Source organism: Caballeronia sp. dw_19 (genome assembly GCF_018449515.1).
Classification (GTDB): domain Bacteria; phylum Pseudomonadota; class Gammaproteobacteria; order Burkholderiales; family Burkholderiaceae; genus Caballeronia.
This window is the reverse complement of the sequence record NZ_JAAVUQ010000089.1, coordinates 1-4,570: the sequence shown is the minus strand read 5'-3', so window position 1 is coordinate 4,570 and position 4,570 is coordinate 1. Positions and strand designations below refer to the sequence as shown.

At 57.0% G+C, this 4,570-nt stretch carries 3 protein-coding genes; all 3 read right to left on the bottom strand.

Annotated features, from left to right (window positions below):
• Positions 1 to 1,301 (bottom strand): acyl-CoA dehydrogenase family protein (locus HB376_RS40470; RefSeq protein ID WP_213769287.1); only part of this gene is annotated, 1,301 nt, incomplete at its 3' end.
• Positions 1,302 to 1,375: 74 nt separating this feature from the next.
• Positions 1,376 to 2,740 carry an acyl-CoA dehydrogenase family protein gene (locus HB376_RS40465; protein WP_213769286.1) on the bottom strand — a complete coding sequence of 455 codons (1,365 nt, stop codon included), beginning with the start codon at positions 2,738 to 2,740 and terminating at the stop codon, positions 1,376 to 1,378.
• Between the two features lie 351 nt (positions 2,741 to 3,091).
• Positions 3,092 to 3,718, bottom strand: coding sequence for an ArsR family transcriptional regulator (locus HB376_RS40460; RefSeq protein WP_255631895.1), 627 nt, complete (start codon positions 3,716 to 3,718; stop codon positions 3,092 to 3,094).
• Positions 3,719 to 4,570 lie beyond the last annotated feature (852 nt).

The following is a 4,570-nucleotide window of genomic DNA, read 5'->3' as shown; positions in this document are numbered from 1 at the left end:
CCAGCACTCTCCATTGATTTGGAAAAATCGATTCGCCGCGAATCAGCTATCGCTCTGGGGTCAAAATCGCGATCGAGCATGACCCCCCAGATCTTCCGCATCTGCATTCCAACATTGCCCGCGTCATAGAGCGGAAAAACAGCAGCTTCGCGCAGGAATTTTTCCATCGGGTGTTTTCTGTCGAGAGCATTCACGCCTATGATCTGAAGCGTGCGAAACACGGCTGTGAAAAGCGTTTCGCCGCAGTAGATCTTCGCCATTGCCGCTATCGCGTGCCCCTCCGCATCATGGAGATCAAGGTAGTGAGCGGCCTTCCATGAAAAAGCGCGACACGCTTCGATCTTCATTGCGATATCGGCGAGCATATACCCCACCGCCTGATGGTTGATCATGGGCGGACCGCCGCCGGCGCTGCGCGTCTTCGACCACTTCAATGCGAATTCATAGGCGGATCTCGCCACGCCCACCGCCGCAATCGCGGCCACTGGCCCCGACCACGTGAACGCCTTGCTGATCACCAGGTCACCGTCACCGAGTGCAAAGATATGATCCTCGGGCACGCGACAGTCGTTGAACGTCATCGCGTTGTTCTGACAGAGGCGATGGCCCAGTTTGGAAATGGGTTGTCCATATGAGACTCCGGGCGTTCTCCGCGGAACGATGATGGCACTAAGGCCTTCCCTGCCTCCCTTGTGGCCGTCAGTTCGGACAATGCAGACATTCACGCTGGCGCCCTGCAGGTCCCACCCCCCCGCGTTGCAAGGCCAATATTTCGTCCCATTCAATACATACTCGCCGCGACGCTTGTCATGCTTCGCGACGAGTCCGATACCAGTTGGTTGCGCGTCGGGATGATCGAAATTCGCGGTCCCGCTGCTCTCTTCCACAGGCTCGCTGACCGTCCATCCGGCAATGTATTCACCTCTTGGATCAGAAGTCGCCTCTCCCAGCCATTTTTTCTTTTGTTCACTCGAACCGAACCAGACGAGGGGCATCAGCGCGAGACCGTTCACCAGCAGGATGGTCGCGAACCCGGGATCCACAGCCGTTATTTCTTCTGCCACGACCTGGAGGTCCACGTTGCTTATGCCACCGCCCCCATACTCCTTGGGCAAGAAACCGGTCGCGAAGCCAAGTTTGTAGCATTCGACATAAGCGCCCTTCATCATCAGAAACGCTTTCTGCGTATCCGGCTCCTCGTCTGCGCGCTTCACGAGAGGCTGAAGGATCTCCGTGGCAAATTCACGGGCGTTGCGCTGGAGTTTCTGCTGGGCGGTGCTTAAAGTGAAATCGATTGACATCGCATTTGCTTGTGCATTGACTCGTCCGGACGCCTCCACGCGCCCGGACCGGCGACGACAAGAGGCGGCTGCTGTTACGCCATTTCCAGCGTGGCGGCCGATACCGCAGGAGCGCCCGGGGGTGCCTTGTACGCATCGGCAACCGTACCGATCGACTCCATCGTCTTCTGGAAGTAGACGGTTTCATCGTCCATTGCCGCGCGCGGATTGAAGCTGTCATGTGCCAGCACGCCATGCACACGCCGACGTTGCATGCCCATGTTACCGCCGTCATAAATCGGCAGTAACGCGGCATCGCGCAGGTACTTGTTGAAGCCGTACTCCTTGCTCAAGCTGTTCACGCCGACGATCTGCATGCATTTGTAGACACAGTCAAACATCGTTTCGGTGACGTTGATCTTGCACATGGCACCGACGAGTTCCGCATGCTGGTCGTGCTTGTCGAGGTAATCGGCCGCGCGCCAGGAAAAGTACCGCGCCGATTCGATCCTGGCCGCGACGTCGCCCAGTACGTAGCCGACATTCTGGAACTGAATGATCGGAGTCAATGAACCAGCCGTATTCTTCTTTGCGAACTTCAACGCCGCTTCATATGCGGCGCGCGCCACGCCAACGGCTGCGATGGCCGCGACCGGGCCCGACCACGCGAAGTTGCGATTGATGACCAAGTCGCCGTTTCCCTCCGCGCCGGGCAGCAGATTCTCGACTGGCACGCGCGCGTCCTTGAACTCGATGAAGGCGTTCGAGGTCGTGCGGTGTGCCTCCTTGTCGAGAAACGTGTAAGTGATGCCGGGCGTGCCCCGCTCGACGACCATCGCCGACAGGCCCTGCGTGCCGCCAACGGATCCGTTCGTGCGCACGATCACCGTTTGCGCGTTGGCGCCAAGTCCGTCCCATCCAGCCGCCGACGACCATTTCTTGCGGCCGTTCAGCACATAGTGGTCGCCGTGGAGGACCGCGGTGAGACCAATTCCGGCGGTAGGAATCGGGCTATCGAAATTTGCCGTCCCGCCGGTACCTCCAGGGGGCTCGCCCGCTGTCCAGGCGCCGAGGTATTCGCCAGCGGGATCCGAGGTCGCGGCGCCGATGAACCGCTTCTTCTGCTCCTCCGTCCCGTACCACGAAACCGGCATGAGGCCGAGTCCGTTGCATAGGACGGTGCAGGCGAAGCCTGGGTCGATCGCGCAGATTTCCTCCGCGGCGATCGTGAAGTCGAGGCACGACAAACCTCCCCCGCCGTACTCCTGCGGCAACATGGCCATTGCGATGCCAGCCCGGTAAGCCTCGATATACGCAGGCTTGGTTTTCGCGTAGGCGAGCATCGGGTCGGGCTCGCGGTCGGCTCCGGGGATAACGGGTGCCAAAATCGTTTCCGAAAAGTCACGTGCTTTCGCTTGCAGGCTCTTCTGTGCAGCCGACATTGTGAAATCAATAGCCATGTTCGACACCTCATAAGGTTTTGAGTCAGAAATATGCCACTCACACTTGCCAGCCACCGTTGAGCAGCGGCTGGCAAGCGAAGGATGCATAACTTATGCCATATAAAATAGTTAAAAGTGTCAAAAGCCGAGGGGACAAATTTTGTGCAACATGAGCAGCGGCTTGGAAATGCCTCCAGGCGCGTGCGAGCTTGCTCTATGAATGTGCGTGAGTACCGGAGGCGATGTCGTGCTGGTGCTCTTTTGCACCACCCGGTCGCGGCTGCGCCAGTTGAATCCGCGGGATAAAAGTGCTGTGCTATGCGTTGACTGCCACAGGCCGTCAACGCGACCTACTCTGGCCGAGAGAAGTTAGACGAGCGGTTTGAAGCGAAAACGGCAAGTATCGCTGCCGCGTTGCATGCATGTCTGATGCTCGACTTCGGTACCCATCAATCCGGACAGAAACCCGATATCGAAGCGGCAGACTTCCGGGTAGTCTTTGGTCAGATCGTGATAAACGCAATTGGTACATTCGACACGCGGCAACTTGCCGATCCCACCGGAGTCGATCTCCATCGCCCGAAAGCCGACCTCGTTCATTATCCTGACGATCTCCGAGATACGCTCCACTCGCGTCTTTCCGACCAGCCTCGGAATCAACGCGGCGGACGTCTTCATGCCGAGGTTAAACATATAGTTGTCGAGCCGCTCCGGACCCATCTCCTCACGGAGCGTAGAAACCAGCATCGCCGAAAACCAGGAATATTGCTTGGGAAATTGGTTCGTCCCGTGCTCGGTCAACACGTAGACCTGGACCGGCCGCCCCGCGGTTTTCCTTGCCGCCGCCTTGCTTATCAAATTCGCCCGCTCAAGGACCGCGAGATGCTGATTGACCGCCGTCCTGCTCAGCCCCGTCGCTCCGATGAACTCATCAACCGTCATCCCCGTCTTGTGCTGCAACAACTCATTCAGCAGTTTCTGCCGAGTATCGGACATCGCATCTGTAGCCATAGCTTTCGGACTTGTCTGCTCGTTGGGACTCGACCTTGCATAGATCGCGTTGCGTTCTCGTTAAAGAATACACTGCTTTCAATTCTGGACTATGGAACAACCCACTAGACAGGTAGCACCGACAATCCGGACCGCGATCAGTTGTACATCACTTCCCCCATACTGCGAGCGTGTCTGACTCTCGCCGCGCTCGCACCGCAAAATGACATGTCGCTACAGTCTTCGCCGCTCAGCCATAGTCTCAGCGCTCCGAAGCGACGAATTCGCGAAGGTGTTGAGAATTGAAGACGGAAGTCGAACGACCGGTTGTGACCGATTTTGTTTGCAAGGACTTCCCCCGAGAGTCAAGATTGAGATTCGATTTTTTTACACTCGCAGATATTGGGTGCGGACCTACGGGTGGACCTGTTGGCATAGTCATCTCACTTTCCTCAAGTTCGTTGCTGCTGCCGCGTCGAAGCAATACCAGGAGCAGACTGCGTCTTTGCAAACGGCCTTCTTGCCCAAAACATATCGGGCGAGCCAAGATATGAGCCGCGCAGGAGAACTCTATTTGAAAACCGGCGAACAGAAATGGAGTATTGAGCCTCATGAGGTACTCAACTGGTTGCGGGTTTTCAGTGTCGGTCGATCATTAGACGGCGCAGAAAAAGGCACCTTCACGCCGCGCCGGTGAGATGCATGCTGATTACGTGAAGATTGAGGAGAAATCAATCACCGTGATGACGTTATTCAAAGGGTACTGGCTGTATCAAAGGATTCGCCTGCGCTGTGGGTAAACCACTTGAATCACCTGATCCCCAGTGTCTCAATTTACACCATTGCCTCGGTCCGAAC